The organism is Lampropedia hyalina DSM 16112 (assembly GCF_900129055.1).
Classification (GTDB): Bacteria; Pseudomonadota; Gammaproteobacteria; order Burkholderiales; family Burkholderiaceae_C; genus Lampropedia; species Lampropedia hyalina.
This window is the reverse complement of the sequence record NZ_FQUZ01000012.1, coordinates 68,573-88,893: the sequence shown is the minus strand read 5'-3', so window position 1 is coordinate 88,893 and position 20,321 is coordinate 68,573. Positions and strand designations below refer to the sequence as shown.

At 63.7% G+C, this 20,321-nt stretch carries 20 protein-coding genes; 5 read left to right on the top strand and 15 right to left on the bottom strand.

Translation table 11 applies throughout. The features are described from left to right. Positions 1–278 (top strand): integrase core domain-containing protein (locus BUE21_RS06685; protein ID WP_234971074.1); only part of this gene is annotated, 278 nt, incomplete at its 5' end. Here BUE21_RS06685 and BUE21_RS06680 read toward each other — a convergent pair. The 3 genes from BUE21_RS06680 to BUE21_RS14955 all read right to left on the bottom strand — a co-directional run bounded on the left by BUE21_RS06680 (position 263) and on the right by BUE21_RS14955 (position 1,946). Next, positions 263–1,225, bottom strand: a complete 963-nt coding sequence (locus BUE21_RS06680; protein WP_073355906.1) for a HAMP domain-containing protein — start codon at positions 1,223–1,225, stop codon at positions 263–265. The genes BUE21_RS06685 and BUE21_RS06680 overlap by 16 nt on opposite strands. Beyond that, positions 1,222–1,416 (bottom strand): winged helix-turn-helix domain-containing protein, encoded by a 195-nt coding sequence (locus BUE21_RS14960; RefSeq protein ID WP_234971073.1) that lies wholly within the window; start codon positions 1,414–1,416, stop codon positions 1,222–1,224. The genes BUE21_RS06680 and BUE21_RS14960 overlap by 4 nt, the downstream gene beginning before the upstream one ends. 77 nt (positions 1,417–1,493) lie before the next feature. After that, positions 1,494–1,946, bottom strand: a complete 453-nt coding sequence (locus BUE21_RS14955; RefSeq protein WP_234971072.1) for a response regulator — start codon at positions 1,944–1,946, stop codon at positions 1,494–1,496. A gap of 409 nt (positions 1,947–2,355) precedes the next feature. Here BUE21_RS14955 and BUE21_RS06670 point away from each other — a divergent pair, with 409 nt between their 5' ends. Together BUE21_RS06670 and BUE21_RS15105 are read left to right on the top strand one after the other, a co-directional pair. Next, positions 2,356–3,315, top strand: a complete 960-nt coding sequence (locus BUE21_RS06670; protein WP_073355905.1) for a DUF3500 domain-containing protein — start codon at positions 2,356–2,358, stop codon at positions 3,313–3,315. Next, positions 3,312–3,842 carry a GlcG/HbpS family heme-binding protein gene (locus BUE21_RS15105; protein ID WP_327068570.1) on the top strand — a complete coding sequence of 177 codons (531 nt, stop codon included), beginning with the start codon at positions 3,312–3,314 and terminating at the stop codon, positions 3,840–3,842. Before BUE21_RS06670 ends, BUE21_RS15105 begins: the two co-directional genes overlap by 4 nt. Before the next feature lie 64 nt (positions 3,843–3,906). On the opposite strand, the gene pyrF is transcribed toward BUE21_RS15105, so the two are convergent. From pyrF to hemC, 8 genes are all read right to left on the bottom strand, one after another. Continuing rightward, positions 3,907–4,767 (bottom strand): orotidine-5'-phosphate decarboxylase, encoded by an 861-nt coding sequence (pyrF, locus tag BUE21_RS06660; RefSeq protein ID WP_073355904.1) that lies wholly within the window; start codon positions 4,765–4,767, stop codon positions 3,907–3,909. Between the two features lie 9 nt (positions 4,768–4,776). Then, entirely contained in the window at positions 4,777–5,973 is a 1,197-nt protein-coding gene (locus BUE21_RS06655; protein ID WP_073355903.1) for a hydroxymethylglutaryl-CoA synthase, read from the bottom strand. Positions 5,974–6,091: 118 nt separating this feature from the next. Continuing rightward, positions 6,092–7,168, bottom strand: a complete 1,077-nt coding sequence (locus BUE21_RS06650; RefSeq protein WP_073355902.1) for a hydroxymethylglutaryl-CoA reductase — start codon at positions 7,166–7,168, stop codon at positions 6,092–6,094. Continuing rightward, the gene (gene fni, locus BUE21_RS06645; RefSeq protein WP_073355901.1) at positions 7,165–8,280 is read right to left on the bottom strand and encodes a type 2 isopentenyl-diphosphate Delta-isomerase; all 1,116 of its coding nucleotides are present in this window, start codon (positions 8,278–8,280) and stop codon (positions 7,165–7,167) included. Before fni ends, BUE21_RS06650 begins: the two co-directional genes overlap by 4 nt. Next, entirely contained in the window at positions 8,277–9,335 is a 1,059-nt protein-coding gene (locus BUE21_RS06640) for a phosphomevalonate kinase (RefSeq protein ID WP_073355900.1), read from the bottom strand. The genes fni and BUE21_RS06640 overlap by 4 nt, the downstream gene beginning before the upstream one ends. Beyond that, a complete protein-coding gene (mvaD, locus tag BUE21_RS06635; RefSeq protein ID WP_200796704.1) occupies positions 9,332–10,327 on the bottom strand; it encodes a diphosphomevalonate decarboxylase in 996 nt (331 codons plus the stop codon). Before mvaD ends, BUE21_RS06640 begins: the two co-directional genes overlap by 4 nt. After that, positions 10,324–11,382 carry a mevalonate kinase gene (mvk, locus tag BUE21_RS06630; RefSeq protein WP_084522978.1) on the bottom strand — a complete coding sequence of 353 codons (1,059 nt, stop codon included), beginning with the start codon at positions 11,380–11,382 and terminating at the stop codon, positions 10,324–10,326. Before mvk ends, mvaD begins: the two co-directional genes overlap by 4 nt. 70 nt (positions 11,383–11,452) lie before the next feature. Then, positions 11,453–12,412 carry a hydroxymethylbilane synthase gene (hemC, locus tag BUE21_RS06625; RefSeq protein ID WP_073355899.1) on the bottom strand — a complete coding sequence of 320 codons (960 nt, stop codon included), beginning with the start codon at positions 12,410–12,412 and terminating at the stop codon, positions 11,453–11,455. A gap of 156 nt (positions 12,413–12,568) precedes the next feature. Between hemC and ppc the strand changes: the two genes are divergently transcribed. Next, positions 12,569–15,370 (top strand): phosphoenolpyruvate carboxylase, encoded by a 2,802-nt coding sequence (ppc, locus tag BUE21_RS06620; RefSeq protein ID WP_073355921.1) that lies wholly within the window; start codon positions 12,569–12,571, stop codon positions 15,368–15,370. A 69-nt stretch (positions 15,371–15,439) separates the two neighbouring features. Here ppc and BUE21_RS06615 read toward each other — a convergent pair whose 3' ends face one another. Beyond that, positions 15,440–16,321 (bottom strand): LysR substrate-binding domain-containing protein, encoded by an 882-nt coding sequence (locus tag BUE21_RS06615; protein ID WP_073355898.1) that lies wholly within the window; start codon positions 16,319–16,321, stop codon positions 15,440–15,442. A 94-nt stretch (positions 16,322–16,415) separates the two neighbouring features. On the opposite strand from BUE21_RS06615, the gene BUE21_RS06610 reads away from it, so the two are divergent. Next, complete coding sequence (locus tag BUE21_RS06610) at positions 16,416–17,219, top strand: LysE family translocator (RefSeq protein WP_456152027.1); 804 nt, start codon at positions 16,416–16,418, stop codon at positions 17,217–17,219. 78 nt (positions 17,220–17,297) lie between these two features. Here the strand turns inward: BUE21_RS06610 and BUE21_RS06605 are convergent, their stop codons facing one another. The 3 genes from BUE21_RS06605 to lptA are packed head-to-tail and all read right to left on the bottom strand — an operon-like array spanning position 17,298 to position 20,238. Then, positions 17,298–18,824, bottom strand: a complete 1,527-nt coding sequence (locus BUE21_RS06605; protein ID WP_073355896.1) for an RNA polymerase factor sigma-54 — start codon at positions 18,822–18,824, stop codon at positions 17,298–17,300. A 10-nt stretch (positions 18,825–18,834) separates the two neighbouring features. After that, a complete protein-coding gene (lptB, locus tag BUE21_RS06600; RefSeq protein WP_073355895.1) occupies positions 18,835–19,617 on the bottom strand; it encodes an LPS export ABC transporter ATP-binding protein in 783 nt (260 codons plus the stop codon). Between the two features lie 15 nt (positions 19,618–19,632). After that, positions 19,633–20,238, bottom strand: coding sequence for a lipopolysaccharide transport periplasmic protein LptA (lptA, locus tag BUE21_RS06595; protein ID WP_073355894.1), 606 nt, complete (start codon positions 20,236–20,238; stop codon positions 19,633–19,635). Positions 20,239–20,321: the final 83 nt, after the last annotated feature.

Genomic DNA, 20,321 nt, shown 5'->3' with positions numbered 1-20,321 from the left:
TGGGGACGGTGGGTGATGCCTACGACAACGCCATGGCTGAGAGCTTTTTTGCGAGTCTGGAATGTGAGTTGATTGACAGGAGAAGTTGGCCAACAAAGGCAGGAGCCAAGCGCGACATCTTTAGCTGGATCGAGGGCTGGTACAACCCGCACCGGCTGCATTCAGGCATCGGTTACCTGTCGCCTGTAGAGTTTGAAAAAAGGAGGAAAGGCAGCAAGAAATCTGTTTCCAAACCAACGCCAGAAATGGCCGATCCAGTGTTCTATACCCTCCGGTAATGTGGGGGAACTTCAATCGACAGCCATCGCACCGGCTCTGCATCGCTGTTGCCGCTGGCCAGGGCCAACGCCGCCTGAACGAGCGTCTCGATTTCATCCAGACAGAGGCCGATACGTTCGCGCTCCTCGTCATCATCGATCAATTCGACACGCAGGCGCATGGCCGTGATAGGCGACCGCAGATCGTGGCCAATGGCAGCCAGGGTTCTTGATCGCTCGGCAAGCAACTGAATCAGGCGATCAGCCATTTCATTGAAGCAGGCGGTCAATTGCTGTACTTCCGCAGGCCCACTGCACGGCAGATGCACCATTGCCTGTTCTTGCCCCAGACGCCGGGTGGCCAGTACCAATGATTGCAGTGGCTCGGCAATACGCCTCACCAACAGCCACACCACGGTTATCACTGTGCCCATGGTGAGCAAGATCGACATGATCGCCGGCCAGGCCCATTGAAAAGGTGCTTCGCCCAAATCGACCCGCGCATTCAGCCAGCCCTCAGGTAACGCGGCCGAGATGATTAGCTCCAGCTCGTCATCGTCCTCGTGCAGGCCGAGTTCGGGGCGAATGCTCGGTGGTGGCTCTGGGGAACGCAGTGCGATCAGCAACTCGCGCGGCGGCATCGCCGCAAACACCCGTTGCAACTCGTGCTGCAACCTGTTCAGAGGGAATGCGTGACGGCCCTGCGCCAGGGCGATTGCATCGACGCTCAAGCGGAACTCCTGGGACTCTGCGGCACGAATCATCACAGCGTGCAACGCTGAATCGGTGTTTTGCAGCTCGTTGGCGATATTGAGCACCCGGCTGACCGCGTCCTTGGCAGTGACGCGCATCATCGCCTCGTGACGCTCATCGAGAAACAGCCAGATGCTCAGGCACTGCACGGCCACCAAGGCACCCAGTAGCAAGAAGATTAACTGGCTGCGCATACTGCGCGGCCACAGGCTCATGGCGGCAGTTCCTCGACCTCAGCGGACAGGCTGTAACCGCCACCACGGATGGTGACGATCAGGTGCGGTGCAGAGGGGTCGCGCTCGATCTTGCGGCGCAGTCGGCTGACCTGATTGTCAATCGCCCGATCAAAGGCCATCGCTTCCCTGCCGGTGGTCAGGTCCAACAGGCGTTCGCGGGACAGCACCATGCGCGGTCGCTCCAGAAAAGCCAGTAGCAGCTGGTAATCAGCAGCGGTGAGTAATGCCCTCCGCCCTTCCTCATCGCTCAGTTCGCGCCGATCCACATCCAGCAGCCAGCGGTCGAAGCGGATGCGCTTGCCTGCAAGGCAGCCACCAATGCGTGCAGGTGCCTGGGTACAGCGCAGAATCGATTTGATTCTCGCAAGCACTTCACGCGGACTGAACGGTTTGGCCAGGTAGTCATCGGCACCCAGTTCAAGGCCGACGACTCGATCCGTTTCTTCGCCCAGGGAGTCAGCATCAGGATCGCTACGTCCGACTCCACTCGCAGCCTGCGACAGACCGACAGTCCATCCTCACCGGGCATCATGACATCCAGAATCACCAAATCGTAGTGATCCTTTTGCAGGGCCCGATCCATGGCCTGGGCATTTTCCACCGCCTGCGCGTGCAGGCCATTTTTTTCCAGGTACTTCTTCAGCGCATCACGGATCTCGCGATGGTCATCGACGATCAGGATATGGGCTGGACGAGTCATGGGGGCATTCTAGACATGGGCCTGAAACGAAGCAAACACAGCGACAGCGGTTTTGTAACCCTGTGTCGCAGATAGAAAGTGCTGCGACACAGGCTTACACAACGGCACCGTGTCGGCACATTGCAGTGACCAGACCTGGGTAGAGTTTGCAGCACCTTAGCGGTACTACCGCCTCACCCACTGGAGCCAACATGAACCATCGCCGTACCCGTCCCCTGATGAAAACCCTCTGCACCAGCTTGGTGCTGGGCCTGCTCAGCGGCCAGGCCTGGAGCCAACTGGCTGGCCCTGCCGAATTCGAGGCATTCAGCCAGGGGACATGGACACAATCTTTTCAAGGCATCAGCGAACAGGGCACGATCCGTGAAGGGCTTTTTTCGCTCGAAGCAACGGTGCTTCCACCGCTCCGGTGTTACTGGCGGCACGCGCTTTCCTGGCCAGCCTGGATGACAGCCAGCGCAGACAGGCGCGTTTCACAATTGACGACCCGCAATGGCGCACCTGGATGAACATTCACCGTTTCGATCGCCAGGGTGTGGCACTCATGGACATGACGCCCGCGCAGCAGCAGGCGGCTTTCGCACTGCTGCAAGCCTCCATGAGTCCGCGTGGCTACAGCAACCTGCGCAATGTCATGCGCCTGAATCACAGCCTTGCTGAACTGACCTCCAACTTCGAGGGCTACAACGAGCAACGCTACTGGTTCACCGTCATGGGCGAACCATCGCCGACGGAACCGTGGGGCTGGCAGATCGAAGGCCATCACCTGACCGTCAATTACTTCGTGCTCGGTGATCAGGTGGTGATGTCACCGGTATTTCTCGGTTCAGAACCCACTCACGCCCTTGGCGGCAAGTACGCAGGCACCTCTGTGCTGAAGCAGGAAGAAGCCAAGGCACTCGATCTCATGCAAAACCTGCCCGCAGCTCAGCAGCAGCAGGCACACCTTGGTGCCAAGGGACGCAACGAGAACCTCACGGAAATGTTCAAGGACAATGCCGTTGTGCCCATGCAGGGCGTAGCCGCCAGCACGCTGAACCGTGAAAACCGTGCCCGTCTGCTGAAGCTGATTGAGCTTTATGTGGGCAACCTACGCCCGGCACACGCCCAGGTGAAGATGCGCGAAGTCGAGGCGCATCTTGATGAAACCCACTTCGCCTGGAAGGGCCAGATAGACGATGACGCAGTCTTCCATTACCGCATCCACAGTCCGGTGCTGCTTATCGAGTTCGACCACCAGGCACCGCTGGCCCTGCCCGGTGACAGAGAAGTTGCTGTACGCGAACACGCCCATGCGGTAATCCGTACACCCAACGGTAATGACTACGGCAAGGCACTCCTGCAACTCCACCGCACCCGCACGCCATGACGACACCCCTCTCACACTTCCGACAAGGAGCTCCCATGACAACCTGCAATACATCACCAGCACCAGCAGTGCGATTTCTTTCTTTCGGCACAGCCACCGCATTGCTGTGCTTTTCCCTTTCGGGTAGCCCGGCAATCGCTCAATCGACACCCGACGGCAGTACCCGGCACGGGCCATTGACGCTAGAACGAACGGATATCGCCCTGGCAGGTGCCGACCAGGTGATGGCAGCCGCCTTTACCGAAGCGCAACGCAATGGCTGGAAGATGAGCGTGGCCGTGGTCGATTCCAGCGGAGAGCTGGTTGCCTTTCGCAAGGCCGATGGTGCCAGTGCCATCAGTGTCCAGGTCGCCATCGCCAAGGCGCGTACCGCCGCACTGATCCAACAGCCATCGAAGCACTTCGAGGACTACATCAACAACGGCAGGCCCAGTTTTCTCTCCACTCCGGGGGTCACTCCGCTTGAGGGAGGAATTCCGCTGCGTATCGCTGACCAGGTCATCGGTGCGCGGCTCCCGTGGCCCTGATGATTCACAGGTGGCTCAGGCAGCAGCCAAGGCTCTGGAGTGAAGACCGATTGAGTGACACGCCCTATGGGGTCTCCGCCTCGCCCTGCTCGGTCGGGATCGCCTGCTGCAACTGCTGGCGGGTGGCTTCGGCGACAGAGCGGGCGGCCTGCGCAAAGTCGGCCCCTGCACTGGCGTAGAGCACCGCGCGCGAGGAGTTCACCACCACGCTGCCCACGCCATTCCAGCCTGCCTGTACGGTGGCCACGGCATCGCCACCCTGCGCACCCACGCCGGGAATCAGCAGCGGGGCATCGGGGGCCAGTTGGCGCACGCGGGCAATTTCGTTCGGGTAGGTGGCTCCCACCACCAGGCCCACCTGGCGCACGGCCGGGTCGGGGTTCCAGGCGTTCTGCGCCAGCGTTGCCACATGTTCGTACAGCAGCGGCTGTCCCATCACGCTGGCCAGACGCTGCGCCTGCAAGTCGTTGCCGCCCCGGTTGGAGGTGCGGCACAGCAGGAACACGCCCTTGTCGGCATAGGCCAGATACGGTTCGATGGAGTCAAAGCCCATGAAGGGCGAGAGCGTGACGGCATCTGCGCCGTAGCGGTCGAAGGCTTCGCGGGCGTATTGCGTGGCCGTGGAGCCGATGTCGCCGCGTTTGGCATCCAGAATCACCGGAACCTGCGGGGCACGCTGGCGGATGTAGGCGATCAGCCGCTCCAGTTGGGCTTCGGCTCCATCGGCGGCAAAGTAGGCGATTTGCGGCTTGAAGGCGCACACCAGATCGGCGGAGGCATCGACGATGGCGGCGCAGAAGTCGTAGATGTGTTCCGGTTTGCCCTGCCATGCACCGGGCAGGCGGCGGGTGTCCGGGTCCAGCCCCACGCACAGCATGGACTGGTTCTGTTGCGCGGCATCGCGCAGTTGTTGGGTGAAGGTCATGACAGGGTTTCAGGATGCGCTGTCGCTGCGGGCAGGCGTGGCTTCATACAGGCGTTTGTTGCCGCTCAGGCCCGCGTAACGGAAGTGGCCGGTGGTTTCGTGCGGGGCGGGGTGTGCGCCCGCATCGGTGGGTTGCGTCTGCGCGTGGCGGGCGAGGTAATCGGCATCATCAATCGCCGTGCGCCCTTGCAGGGCAGCGGCGTGGGCGGCGGTGCGCAGATGGCTTGCGTAACCGGGTTGCACCACGCCGGTGAAAATTTCCGCCACGCAGCCAGAACCGTAGCTCAGGAAGGCAATGCGCTTGCCGTCCAGTTGCGCCACGTTGTCGAGCAGGCTGACCAGCGCAATGTACATGGAAGCGGTGTAGGAGTTGCCCACCTGGCGGTTGTAGATGAGGCTGGGTTCCAGCACCGCATCGACCTGCGCGCTGCTGGCTGCCGCTGCAGCAATTTTCACCAGGTGCCGATGCGCCTTGACGGCCATGACGGTGAAGGGTTGGTGGTAGCAGAAGTAGTCGATCTGCTCGAAGCCCGGTGCGCCCTGCCGCTGGGCATCCTGCCAGGCGTGCTCGATGGCGTGCAAGTAGGCGCGAATGGAGGTCTTGCCATCGACCAGTGCGGTGTCGCGGTGGTTGGGCCGCCAGAAGTCCATGATGTCTTCGGTGTAGAGGCCGGTGACGGGTTCGAGGGCGATGATGGCAGGGTCGGCCGCCACCAGCATGGCCGCCGCGCCCGCGCCCTGGGTGGGTTCGCCACTGGATTGCAGGTCGTAGCGAGCTACGTCGGTGGCAATGACCAGCACCTGCTGCTGCGGGTCGCGCTGGACCATGGCAGCGGCGAATTGCAGGGCTGCAGTGGCCGAGTAACAGGCCTGCTTGAATTCCACGGCCCGGCAGTTCTCACCCAATCCCAGCAGGCGGTGGACGTAAACGGCGGCCGCCTTGGACTGGTCAATCCCGGTTTCGGTGGCGACGATGACGGTGCGGATGCGGTCGCGGCCATGCCGCTCGACGATGGGCAGGGCAGCATTGGCGGCCAGTGTGACGATGTCTTCGTCCCGTGCGGGCACGCTCATCTCCACCTGACCGATGCCGCTGTAGTATTTCTGCGGGTCGATGCCCATGCGTGTCGCAATGACCCCCAGATCAAGCACCAGCGAGGTGGTGGCAAACGAGATGTCATGGATTCCGATGGGTGTGCTGGACATATTCTTATCTTCCTTCAATACGTGGCTCTAAGCATACTGCATACAACGGGATGCCTGCACAGAAACAGACTGGCCCGCCCGGTGGCAGGTGGCCCTTTCCTGAGGGTCAGTGGGAGGGTCACTGAGCGGCCTGGGGCGGGTGCTGGCCACTGCTGGCACGTTCGATCTTGACGTGGGCCTCCATCAGCTCGCCGGGGTTGGTCTGCGCGGCCAGCAGCGAGAGTTCGCCGCACAGCACGGTGGCGGCGCACAGCACGGCCAGTCGGCGGGCGTTCTCGCCGGGTTCACCCGGTTCGCGGCAGCCCATGCGCCGGAGGTTGCGTTCCACGAAGTCCAGCCCCTTGCCGTTGCCGACGCTTCCCACGATCAGATTGGGCAGGGTGCAGGAAAAATAAAGGTCTTCGCCGCGCACTTCGGCATGGGTGATGCCCTGGGAGCCTTCGATGATGTTAGCCGCATCCTGCCCGGTGGCCAGATAAAAGCCCAGCAGCATATTGGCGTAGTGGGCGTTGCCCGCACGCAATCCCCCGGCCAGCATGGTGCCGATAAGGTTCTTGCGCACGTTGAGGGTGGCGATTTTTTCCGGGGTACTGCGCAGCCAGCGGCTGACGACACGGCGCGGGATGAGGATGTCGGCCACCACGTTCTTGCCCCGCCCCAGGATGCCATTGACGGCGGTGGGCTTCTTGTCGGAGCAAAAATTGCCGGAGATGGAGCCGTAGCGCAGTTGCGGGTACTCGCGCAGGATGAATTCCTGCATGCGTTCGGCCGCCAGCGTGACCATGTTGTGGCCGGAGGCATCGCCAGTGGTCAGCTCCAGGCGGATGAACAGCAGGTTGCCCGCGATCTGGCTGTGCAGGTCGATGAGCCTGGCAAAGCGGCTGCTGCCTGCGGCCACCTGTTGCAGGTCGGCAAAGCGGCCCTGGATGGACTGCCAGGCTTGCAGGGCCTGTCCGGCATCGTCGGTCTCGAACAGGATGGAGCGGCTCATGCGCTCGTCGATGAGGGTGGTGCGGATGCCGCCCGAAACCTGCATGGAGATTTTCGCGCCCCGGCGCACGGACGGCCACAGCGGGGTTTCGTAGGTGGCCAGCGGCACTTCGCGCTCGGCTTCGAGCACGTTGCCGCTGATGCGGATCGGCCCCACCCAGCGCATGGGCACGGCGGCGTGTTCCAGAGGGTCTTTTTCAGTCATGGTGTGATGGTTTCAATGGGAGCGACGGTGGCCGGATGGCAGCGGGCAGCCGCCGTGCGCTGGCGTTGTGCCAGTGCCGCCACGTCCACGCCGCGCAGTTCGCAATATTCGCGCAGTTCGCCACCGAGCAGCAGATCGGTGTGGGCCAGATCGGCCAGATTCGTGCAACCCACCAGGGCCAGCAACTGGCGCAACTGCGCCTGCCAGCGGTGGATTTCGGCGATCAGTGCATCCAGCCCCTGGGTCGAAAGCGTATGCAGAAAATGCCCCGATACGCCCACGGCCCGCGCGCCCAGAGCCAGCGCGCGCAGCACGTCCAGCGGATGGCGCACGCCACCGGAGGCCAGCAGATGCGGGCGTTGTGCGGCAGGCAGCAGGCTGGCTTCGGCCAGGCAAGCGGGGGCGGACTGGCCCCAGCCGATCAGATAATCGTAGTCGGTGCCCGGACGGCGGGCGTTTTCGATGCGGGCAAAGTCCGTGCCGCCGCGCCCGGAGACATCGGCCCACTGCACGCCCAGCCCATGCAGGCGTTGCAGGGTCTGCGGGCTGAGGCCAAAGCCCACTTCCTTGACGATGACGGGCACATCCAGTGCCTGCACGGTGCGCTCCAGCATCTGTGCCCAGTGCCCGAAGGCGCGGTCGCCTTCGGGCATGACGGTTTCCTGCGCCACATTGAGGTGGATTTGCAGCGCGTTGGCTTCCAGCAAGTCCACCGCGCGGCGCACCCCGTCCAGATCGGCATTGGCATTGACGTTGGCCATGACGAAGCCGTGGGGGTTTTCCGTGCGCAACACCCGGAAACTCTCGGCCGTGCTGGCATCCTTGAGGTAGGCACTGAGCGATCCGGCGGCAATGGCGATGCCGGTTTCACGGGCAGCCGTGGCAAGCTGGCGGTTGATTTCGCCGGTGCGGGTACTGCCGCCGGTCATGCCGTTGAGGTAGAACGGCCAGTTCCAGGTCGCGCCCGCCACATCGGTGCGCAGATCGCTGCGGTCGCTGTCGCTGTCGGGCAGGGCGTGGTGGACGAAGCGCACCAGGTCGAATTCGTTGCGGCCGGCACTGCCGTGCTGCTGCAATGCCAGGGCCACATGCTCGTCTTTTCGGTTGCTCATGCGCTCGTCACTTTCAGGTCTAGCGGTTCAATGCCATGTTCCCGCCAGGCGGCAAGAACAGGTTGGGGGTCGGCTTGGGCGGGCAGCAGTGCGATGCCGCAGTCGCCACCGCCCGCGCCGGAGGTCTTGGCGACCGCACCCAGGCGTTCGGCCTCGTGACGCAGATGCAGCAGGCGTTCGGTATCCACCGTGCGCCCGCGTGCTTGGGCGATCTGCGCCACGGCCTCGCGGGCCTGTCGCAGGGCCTGCTGCATGGCGGTGCAGTCGTTGGCGCGAATGGCCTGCACCAGCGTCTGCACGGCGGTATCGCTGGCATCGAGCAGGTCTGCGGTGATGGGGCTGCGCTGTGCGGCCACCAGTTGGGTGGTGCTGGCGGGCGTGCCCGTCCAGCCAACCAGCAGTTGCACGCAAGCGGGCGCGGGCAGACGTTGCGCCAGCAGGCCCGGCCAGGGCTGGGCCAGCAAATCTTCCAGCTCCAGGTGCTGCTGTGTGCGCAGCCAGCCACGATCGGGGCTGGCATAGTGCAGCCAGCCTCCCAGCACGCTGGCGGCCACGTCGCCGCCGGAACCATTCGGGTTCAGGCCCAGACCGGCCAGCAGCGCGAGTTTGATGAGGGTTTCGTCGTCCAGCGGCAGGCCGAAGGCCGCATGCAGGGCGCGCAGGCTGGCGACGCTGACAGCGGCACTGGAGCCAAGGCCGTATTTGCGGCCATCGGGGCTGTTCAGGTTGCTGTCGAGGTGCAGGTCGTAAGGCAGGCGTGGCAGGCCGTGCTGGCGCAGGCGGGCATCGACCAGGCGCATGGCGGCAAAAGCCACGTCATGCTGCTCATGCAGGTGTGGGGCCGTCAAGCCATCGGGTTGAAGTTGCCAGATGCGGCCCTCGGGATCGTAAAGGCTGGAGAACACGCGCCCGTGCGGCTGGGCAGCGGCCTGCACCGTGGCAGTGATGCCACGCTCCACGGCGACCAGCACGGCCTGCCGTCCCGGCTCCACGACGGCGTATTCGCCTGCCAGAAACAATTTTCCCGGCGCAAATGCCTGCTGCGCAAACGTCATGAGCCTTCGGCTTCACAAACGCGCACACCGGGGCCGGCATGGGCCACGACGACCCTGCCGACATCGCCCAGCAGGGCGCGCAGGGCATCGGCCACTGCGAGGGCATCGTGCCGCTGGCACAGCACCTTGACGTTGGGGCCGGCATCCATCGTGGCGTAGGCGGGCACGCCGCGCTGGCGCAGGGCGGCCACTTCGTCGAGGATGCGCAGGCTGTCGGGGGCGAGGTAGCGCACCGGTGGCATGGCTCCCAGCATGGTGGCGTGCATGCGCAGGGCATTGGCCTCGGTCAGTTCGCCCATGCGGGTGAAGTCGCCAGCGGCCAGAGCCTGCTGCATGGCCTCCAGGTCAAGCGGGTTCTGGTGCAGCCAGCCAGGGTAGAAGGGCGAGGTTTCCACGGTGCGGCGCATGGCCACGCGGCTGGAGATGGCCTTCTGCCCGGCCTGAATGACGGCCATGACCATGGCCACGTCGAGGCTGGCGGCCTGCACCGGCTCGGCAAAGGAGCTGGCATCGTCCTGCCCGGCGTGCCAGATGGCAAAGCCGCCGAAGACCGAACGGCTGGCGGAGCCGGAACCGCGCCGCGCCAGCCGCGAGAGTTCGCGCGGGGTCAGCTCCAGGGCGTAGGCATGGGCAGCGGCCGCCGCCAGCGCGGCAAAGCCGCTGGCCGAAGAAGCCAGCCCGGCGGCGGTGGGGCCATCGTTGCGGGTGCGCACCCGTGCGAACACCCGGGAGCCGACGCGCTGGCGCACCAGATCGAGAAACACCGCCACCTTGCGGGCAGCGGCATCGTCGATGAGCGTGCCATTGAACTCCACGGCATCGGCACTCAGGCGGGCATCGGGGCTGACGGTGGTGGTGGTGGCGTGGACATCCAGCGTGAGGGAGAGACTGCCGGTCATGGGCAGAATCAGGGCTTCGTCGCGCTTGCCCCAGTACTTGATGAGGGCAATGTTCGGGTAGGCGATGGCGGTGGCGCAAGGCAACAGTGTCACGCAGCGGCTCCTGCTTCGGTCAATGTCCAGGTCTGTGCCGCACCGGCCTCTTGCAGGGCCTGCACGATGGTATCGACGCTGTCGGCATGGGCCAGAGCCACCACGCAGCCGCCCAGCCCCGCGCCGGTGAGCTTCACGCCCAGCGCGCCCGCACGGCGGGCCACGCCCACCAGGCGGTCGATGCTGGGATGGCTGACCTTGAGTTGCTCCAGCAGTTCCTGCGCCCGGTTCATGCGTCCGCCCAAGGGCACGATCTGGTTGTGGGCCAGATCGGTGACGGCGGCCTCGGCCAGCGTGCCCAGCTCCTCGATGACGCGATCGACGCGGCGGCGAAAGCGTTCCCGCAGCGAGCGCACCATCTCCACGGCCTGCCAGGTGGAGCCATGCACACCGGTGTCGGCAACAATCAGCCGCCCGCTCAGGCGCATCGGCAGCACCGCCGCCAGGCCGTTGCGAAAGCGAATGGGGTGCGCCACGGTGGTGGCATAGGCATCCAGCCCGCTGGCGCGGCCATGTGCCACGCGCTCGGCCACCTGCACCAGGTTGAAGCGTTCGGTCTCGCTCAATTCCGCGCCATGCAGCCGCGCCACCGCATCGACGATGGCACCGGCAGCGGCCGCACTGGAGCCAAGACCCCGCCCCAGCGGAATGGTTCCGCCCACCGAGACGCTCATGCCATCGAGCTGGCCGCCCACCTGCTCCAGCACAGCCTCCACGGCAGCGCGCGGCGCGGCCATGAAATCCGGGGCATGGCGAAACTCGCCGGTGTAGTAGGCCGACTCGAAACGCGCCGCATCGGCCGTGCGCCAGGCACGCGCCTGCATGCGCAGGTTGAACATCGGCAGGGCCACGGCGGTGTGGCCATAGACCACGCTGTGTTCACCGAACAGGATGACCTTGGCATGGGCCGAGCCGCTGGCCACGGGCGCGGCCACCGGGCTGACCGCTGGCGCAGCCCCAACGGCCTGGGCGTGCGAATCGCCCTGCACCGGCAAGGCGGTGCCTCGCGGGAACCCTGGCTCCGCGCCGGTGGCAATGGTGTGTGGTTTGGGCATCAGGGAGATTCAGGCACTGGGGTGGAAAGAACAAGAATGGATTATTTTAATTCAAAGAATCCCGCCCACTTCAGGGCACAGCCACCACCGCCCCGGCCTCCAGCAATTGCCGCGCGGCCCGCTGCCCCAGTTGCTCCGCCTGGGCCAGATCGTCCACGCGGGCGGTGACGCAGGTTTGCAGCAGCGCGGTGCGGCCCGATGGGTCGCCCCATGCCGCATCCAGTTGCAGCAGCCCGGCCTGCGCGCCATCGGGCTGGCTCCACTGCGCATGGGCGGCCAGCGGCACCGAGCAACTGCCCCCCAGCGTGCGGCTGACGGCGCGTTCGGCCGCCGTGGCCAGCCAGGTCGGGCGGTGCGCCAGCGACTGCAACAGTGCGAGCAGTGCCTGCTGGCCACTGCGCACCTCAATGCCCAGCGCGCCCTGCCCGGCCGCAGGCAGCATCTGCGCCACCGGAAACACCATGCGCACGCGCTGCTGCAACTTCAGGCGCAGCAGCCCGGCGGTGGCCAGCACGATGGCCGCGTACTGGCCTTCGTCCAGCTTGCGCAGCCGCGTATCCAGATTGCCGCGCAACGGCTCGATGCGCAAATCCGGGCGCAGATGCTGCAACAGCACCTGCCGCCGCAGGCTGGACGTGCCCACCACCGCCCCCGGCGGCAAGTCGTCCAGCGTGGCGTAGTCGTTGGAGACGAAGGCATCGCGCGGGTCTTCGCGCTCCAGCACAGCGGCCAGCACAAAGCCTTCGGGCAGCTCCATCGGCACATCCTTGAGCGAATGCACGGCCAGGTGCGCACGGCCTTCGGCCAGTGCCTGCTCCAACTCCTTGACGAACAGTCCCTTGCCACCCACCTTGCTGAGGGTGCGATCCAGAATCTGGTCGCCGCGCGTGGTCATGCCCAGCAACTGGACGGCCCGCCCCCGCGCTTGCAGCAGGCCTTGCACAAACTCGGCCTGCCACAGGGCCAGACGGCTTTCGCGCGTGGCAATGACCAGCGGCGCAGGAATCGGTTGCGGTTGGGAAATGGGCATGGAGAAATTCTTTAAGATGGCATGGAGGCCCGTCGATGCTAACACCGCTCGAATGGCCTCGAAAACAACAAAAGCGGCGCGGCAGTGACGTGGATTGGCCCACACCGCCGACAGCCGCCACATGAACCACAAGCAAGGAGCATCCCATTGAACGACATCCAACACAACCCCAAAGAGCAACCGCTGCTGGAAGACATCCGCCTGCTGGGGCGGCTGCTGGGCGATGTCATCCGCGAGCAGGAAGGCCTGGCCGCGTTTGACCTCATCGAACAGATCCGCCGCATGGCCGTGGCCGACCGCCGGGGCAACGCACCCGAACAGGCGGGCAACGCCCAGGCCCTGCAACACCTGCTGGAGAGCCTGAGCAGCGACATGACTGTCACCGTGGTGCGGGCCTTCACCTACTTCAGCCATCTGGCCAATCTGGCCGAAGACCGGCATTTTCTGCGTCGGCGCGAATATTACGAACGGCGCGGCAAACACTCGGTGGGCAGCTTGGCCAACACGCTGGAGAAGCTGGAAGCAGCAGGCATCTCGGCCGACAAAGTGCAGGATACGCTGAAGGTCGCCCACGTCTCGCCCGTGCTCACCGCCCACCCCACCGAAGTGCAACGCCAGAGCATTCTGGCGGCCGAATCGGCCATTGCGCAACTGCTGGAACAGCGCAACCAGTGGCTGGAGGAGGCCAACACACCCGACGAACCCGACATGCGCCTGCCCCAGCGTCTGCGCAGCAACGAGCAGGCCCTGCGCGCGCGCATCACCCAGTTGTGGCAAACGCGGCTGCTGCGCTACTCGCGCCTGACGGTGGAGGACGAAATCGAAAACGCCCTCAACTACTACAACATCACGTTCCTGGAGCAAATCCCCCGCATTTACGACGAACTGGAACAAGGGCTGGGGCATCTGCGGCTGGCCCCGTTCCTGCGCATGGGCCAGTGGATTGGCGGCGACCGCGACGGCAACCCCAACGTCACCGCCCCCACACTGGCACATGCCCTGCGTCGGCAATCGGCGGTGGCCCTGCGGCACTACTTGCAGGAAGTCAATGCGCTGGGCGTGGAACTGTCCATCTCCGAACGCCGCGCCGGGGTCAGCGATGCCCTGCGGGAACTGGCCCATGCCTCCGGCGACAGCAACGAACACCGCAGTGACGAACCCTACCGCCGCGCCCTCACCGGCATCTACGCCCGGCTGGCCGCCACCTTGCAGCAACTGGCGGGCGAACAGCCGCCCCTGTCCGTGCGCCACACCCTGCCCGCCTACCCGCACCCCCAGGAACTGCTGGACGACCTGCAAACCATCATCCAATCCCTGCGCGTTCACCACGGCAGTGCCCTGCTGCCCCAGCGACTGCTGCCGCTGGTGCGCAAGGTGGAAGTATTCGGCTTTCACCTCACCACGCTGGACATGCGCCAAAGCTCCGACCAGCACGAAGCCGTGCTGGCCGAACTGCTGCGCACTGCCTGCCTGGAGCCGGACTACAGCAGCCTGGACGAAGCCGCCCGCTGCGCCCTGCTGACCCGCCTGCTCAACGACCCGCGTGCCCTGCGCGTTCCCGGCGTGCCCTACTCCAGCAAGACCCTCTCGGAACTGGCCATCTTCACCACCGCACGGCAGGTGTACGATGCCTACGGCAGTGCCGCCATCCGCCACTACATCATCAGCCACACCGAGGCCGTCAGCGACCTGCTGGAAGTGCTGGTGCTGCTCAAGGAAGTCGGCCTGGTGCAGGGGCTGCTGCGCGATCAGGCGCGTGCCGCGCTCATCGTCGTGCCACTGTTCGAGACCATCGAAGACCTGCGCCATGCCCCGGCCATCATGCAGGGCTACTACGCCACCGAAGGCGTGGCCGACATGGTGCTGCGCTCCGGCTCCGAGCAGGACATCATGCTGGGCTACTCCGACAGCAACAAGGACGGCGGCATCGTCACCAGCAACTGGGAACTCTATGTCGCCGAAGAAGCCCTGGTGCAGTGCTTTGAAACCCTCAGCACCCGGCACAACCAGACCATCCGCCTGCGCATGTTCCACGGACGCGGCGGCGCGGTCGGACGCGGCGGCGGCCCCAGCTACGACGCAATCCTGGCACAACCGCCCGGCACCGTGCGCGGCCAGATTCGCCTGACCGAACAGGGCGAAGTCATCGCCTCCAAATACGCCAACCCCGACATTGGCCGCCGCAACCTGGAGATTCTGGTCGCGGCCACGCTGGAAGCCTCGCTGCTCTCCAACGCCCCGGCCGTGCCCGCCGCCTTCCGGCAGGCCGCGCAATCGCTCTCCGATGCCAGCTTTGCCGCCTACCGCGCACTGGTGTACGAAACCCCCGACTTCGCCAGCTACTTCTTCAACGCCACGCCCGTGCGCGAAATCGCAGAACTCAACATCGGCTCACGCCCGGCCTCGCGCAAGCCCGGCCAGCGGCTGGAAGACCTGCGCGCCATCCCCTGGGGCTTCGGCTGGGGACAAAGCCGCCTGACCCTGCCGGGCTGGTATGGCTTTGGCTCGGCGGTGGAAGCCTTTCTGGAAGGCGATCTGCCCCAGCAGGCCCAGCGGCTGGAACTGCTGCAACGCATGTGGGCCGACTGGCCGTTCTTCCGCGCCCTGCTCTCCAACATCGACATGGTGCTGGCCAAGAGCGACCTGGACATTGCACGCCGCTACAGCGAACTCGTGCCCCATCAGGCACTCGCCCAGCAGGTGTTCACCCAGATCGCCCAGGAATGGCAGCGCACGGTGGATGCCCTGACCATCATCTCCGGGCACGAAGAGCGGCTGGCGCGCAACCCCGGCCTGGCACGCTCCATCAGCCACCGCTTCCCCTACATCGACCCGCTGCACCACCTGCAAGTCGAACTGCTGCGCCGCTGGCGCGCCGGTGACACGGACGAACGCACCCAGACCGCCATCCACATCTCCATCAACGGCATCGCCGCCGCCCTGCGCAACACGGGCTGAGCCTGCCAGCTTGCTCGATGGCCTGATGGTTCCCGCGCTCCTGCGTGGGAACCTCACTGGCGAAAGACTTCATGCGTCGTGATGGGGTCCCAAACATGAACTGACCTCCGTGACCAACCATTGCCTGAATCGTTCGCGCTTATCTTCTGGTTTGCCAAATGGCTCCGGCGACAGCAGGAAATAACTGGAACCGTCATGGATAAAGCCATATGGTGCATGGAGTTGGCCATTCTTGAGTTCATCCTGAACCATCAGAAAGGATGCCAGGGCAATCCCCAGACCTGACATTGCCGCTTGCATGCACAAGTAAAAATGTTCGTAATCCACCCGCGCACTGCGGTCAATGCTCATGCCCGCATTGCGGCTCCATGTCGCCCAGGCCTTCGGGCGACTGCTTGAGTGAAGCAACGTTGTATTTTTCAGGCCACCTTTTGGTGTGTGTCTGGCTCGGGAGACTGGCCCCATCCATTCATCGCAGATTTTCTCTGCATAGACCTCACTGCTCCACTGAAAGTCGTTTCTTCGCAACGCCAGATCCACCCCTGTTCTCGCAAAGTCAATCGGGCCACCGGCAGCCATCAAATGCAGATTGATGTCAGGCTGGGTTTGGTGAAAGGCCGATAGCCTTGGAATCAGCCACTTCATGGCCAGAGTGGGTTCACATGAAACAACGAGCATGTCATCTCGCCGGGACTCCAGGCGACGAACCACATCCTCCAACTGTTCGAACATTGACGATGTCACTGCATGCAATGTACGCCCTGCCGCGTTGAGAAAGACTGCGCGGTTGCGACGGTCAAACAACTCCACACCCAACGCCTCTTCCAGTTGGCGAATCTGCCGACTGACTGCCCCATGCGTCACATGCAGTTGCTCTGCTGCCTTGACGAAGCTGCCAGTCTGGGCCGCCGCCTCGAAAAAACGGAACGCGGCAAGATGAGGGATTTGCATGAAGTCGATGAAATCTAACAGATATGGGTCACTATAAATCGTTTTTCAGGATCCATGAAGCACGTGATACTCACTTCCATCGCAAGAATAAAAAATGGAAATTCAAGATGACAGAAAGAGTACATGTAGAGCACCAACCCCGATATTTTCATACACAGGGGGAAGACCTGACAGAAATAGTGAATCTGTGCAAAATCATCGCGAAAAAATATTACACCAGATAACCAACCATCCCATTTTCATCCACAACTTACAAGCAGGTTTTCATATGAGCGAATTACTGGCAGTTGCCACCATCACGATTCTGGCAGTGATAAGTCCTGGCCCCGATTTCGCTATGGTGACTCGCAACAGTTATGCCTTTGGCGCACGCACCGGCCTGATTTCGGCTTTGGGTATCGGCTGCGGAGTGCAGGTGCATGTCATGTATACCGTTTTCGGTATCGCCATCATCATTTTCAGTTCACCGACCTTGTTCACAATCATGAAACTATCAGGGGCTGGCTACCTGATTTTCATGGGCTACCAGTCGTTTCGCAACAGAGCTCCTGTTGCGTTGGGAGAGACTCCCCGCCATGCTCCTTCTGGCTGGGAAGCGTTTCGCATGGGATTCTTCACAAACGCGCTCAACCCTAAAACCATGCTTTTCGTGGTGGCAACCTATACCCAGGTTGTTCGTACCGACGCGCCGATGATGCTGAACTTTGCCTATGGGCTGTTCATGTCGGTTGCACACATCATATGGTTTGGCATCGTAGCGTTCTTCTTCTCCAGCCCAAGGATGCGCTGTCGCCTGCTCGCACATCAGTCAATGGTGGACAAGGTAATCGGCTTGGCACTCATGCTGCTGGGGGTGTCGCTGCTTTTCACACATCACCCCATGGAAGGAGGCAACTGATACGCGTGGCGTGTACTGATCCGGCAGATGGATCGGGAGCATCCCCACATGCAAGCACGGCAACGACTCAGAACGCCCTCACAGGCTCTTGCGCAGACTGGCCGGGGCAATGCGCATGGACTCGCGGTACTTGGCCACGGTGCGGCGGGCGCATTCGATGCCCTGGTCCTTGAGCAGGTCGGAGAGCTTGCTGTCCGAGAGGGGCTTGCGGGCATCTTCGGCGGCAATCAGTTGCTTGATGAGTGCGCGCACCGCCGTGCTGGAGGTGCTGCCGCCGGTTTCGGTGTCCAGCCCGGAACCGAAGAAGTATTTCAGCTCCACGGTGCCGTGCGGCGTGTCCATGTACTTGGCCGTGGTCACGCGGGAGATGGTGGATTCGTGCAGTCCCAGTTCGTCGGCAATCTCGCGCAACACCAGCGGGCGCATGGCCATTGCCCCGTGGATGAAGTAATTCTTCTGCCGCTCCACAATCGCCTGCGACACCCGCAGGATGGTGTCGAAGCGTTGCTGGATGTTCTTGATGAACCAGCGCGCTTCCTGCAAGCGTTGCTGGAGTTCGCCACTGCCGCTGCCGTGGTTGCGCAGTGCGTTGGCATAGACATCGTGGATGCGCAGGCGCGGCATGATGTCCGGGTTGAGTTGCACACTGAATTCCGTGCCCCGGCGGTTGCTGGCCCGCACGATGACATCGGGAATGATGATGTTGCGCTCCACATCGGCAAAGCGTCGGCCCGGTTTCGGCTCAAGGCGAGCGATCAGCAACAGGGCCGTGCGCACCTCGTCGGCACTGGCCTTGGTCAGTTGCACCAGCGTGCGAATGTCACGCCGCGCCAGCAGATCGAGCGGCTGCTGGCAGATGCGCATGGCCAGCTCCAGCGTTTGCGCGGCGGCATCCGGGTATTCCTCGCGCTCCATGTTGCGCAATTGCAGTTGCAGGCATTCGGCCAGATCGCGCGCACCCACTCCGGCTGGCTCGAAGGTCTGCAACAGCTTGAGCGCGCGCTGGAAGTGGTGCAGCAATTCGTCCACTTCATCGAGGTTGCGCGCCAGCGGCAGGGCCAGGTCTTGCAGGTCGTCCTCAAGGTAGCCGTCTTCGTTGAGCGATTCGATCAGGTAGTCAAGGGCACAGCGGGCGGCGGGCTCCAGAAAATACTCGCTGGCCTGCTGGTGCAGGTGCTCGGTCAGCGAGACGTGGGCACTCTTGAGGGTGGCGGGGTCGATGTCGTCGCCATCGTTGTCGTGGTTGCCAGAGCCGGAACCGGGCGAGGCACTGCCCAGCCAGTCGCTGTCCCAGTCGCTCTGGTTGGCATCGGGCTGGCTGGGGATGTCCTCGCCCTCCCAGTTGCCGGGCAGGTCGGTTTCGGCGGGGGCTTCCTCGGCGAATGAATCGGTGGGCGTTTCGACGGCTGGGGTATCGGCTGCCACGGGAAGTTCGGTGTCGCCGCCCTCTTCGCCTTCGCGCTCCAGAAACGGGTTCTCGTCCAGCATCTGCTCCACCTCCTGCTCCATTTCGAGCGTGGACAGTTGCAGCAGCCGGATGGACTGCTGCAACTGCGGGGTGAGTGCCAGATTCTGCGAGGTGCGAAGGGAAACGCCCAGTTTCATGGTGTGCGGCCTACATGCGGAAATGTTCGCCCAGATAGACCCGGCGCACATCCGGGTTGGCGATGATGGCATCGGCCGTGCCCTGCGCCAGCACCCGGCCTTCGCTGATGATGACGGCATGGTCGCAGATGCCCAGGGTTTCGCGCACGTTGTGGTCGGTAATCAGCACACCGATGCCACGCGCGCGCAGAAAGGCAATGCTGCGCTGGATTTCCATCACGGCAATCGGGTCCACGCCGGCAAAGGGTTCATCGAGCAGGATGAAGCGCGGACGGGTGGCCAGCGCGCGGGCAATCTCCACGCGGCGGCGTTCGCCACCCGAGAGCGACAGCGCGGAGGAGGCACGCAGATGATCGACGCGCAACTCCTGCAACAGCCCTTCCAGCCGCTCATCGATGGTGGCCCTGTCGAGGGCCTTGCCATTCTCGTCCACCTGAAGCTCCAGAATGGCACGCACATTCTCTTCCACGGTGAGCTTGCGGAAGATGGATGCCTCCTGCGGCAGGTAGGACAGCCCCAGGCGTGAGCGTTTGTGAATGGGCAGGCGGGCAATCGACTGGCCATCGATGGTGATGTCGCCGCCATCGCTGGGCACCAGCCCAACGATCATATAGAACGATGTGGTCTTGCCCGCACCATTGGGGCCAAGCAGGCCGACGACTTCGCCCTTGAGCACTTCAAGCGACACATCGTGCACCACGGTGCGGCGACCGTAGGTTTTTTTCAGGTGCATCGCCTTCAGGCTGCTGGCAGGCGATGCAGTGGCGGTGGGGGAAGAAGCGTCCAGGGTCATGGTGGGCAACAGAGACTACTGACCGGACTGAATGGCAGGGCTGGATTGCAGCCGGGCCGGGGAAGTGCCGTCCGCTTCCGGACTGGCCCCGATGATGGCACGCACCCGCCCGCCCTGTTGCTGCTGACCGTCCACCGAGAAGAAGCCGGTGCGGTTGTTGTACACAATCACCGAACCGGTGATCTGGTCGTTCAGGCTGCCACCCCGATAGCGGCGCAACTGGGCCTGATTGACCAGGCGCACCTCATCGGTGGCACTGTTGTATTCAATCGTCTGTGCCTGGCCTTCCACGGTTTCGGCGGGCGCGCCCTTGGGCGTATCGCGCTTCTGGCTGAAGAAGGCGCGCTCGTTCTTGCTGCCCTGAATGGTGCCGCGCTGCTGGCCGCCTGCCGCCTGCCGCACCGTCAGGGTTTCACCGCGCAGCACAATGCTGCCCTTGGTGACGAGCACCTTGCCACTGAACACCGTCTCCTGCTTGCCATCGTCGTGGCGCAGGTTGTTGGCTTCGATGTTCATCGGCTGGTTGCGGTCGGAAGCCAGCGCGTGGACGGAGAAATGCGCCAGTGCCACAGGCAGCGCGACGAGCAGGGAGGCACACAGGCGCGAAAGGGATTTTTGCATGAAAGGCATGATTCTTGCTGTGGATGCCCTTCATTGTAAGGGCGAGTGGCCGGGCGCGGGCGCAAAATTCAGCATGGCCCGCC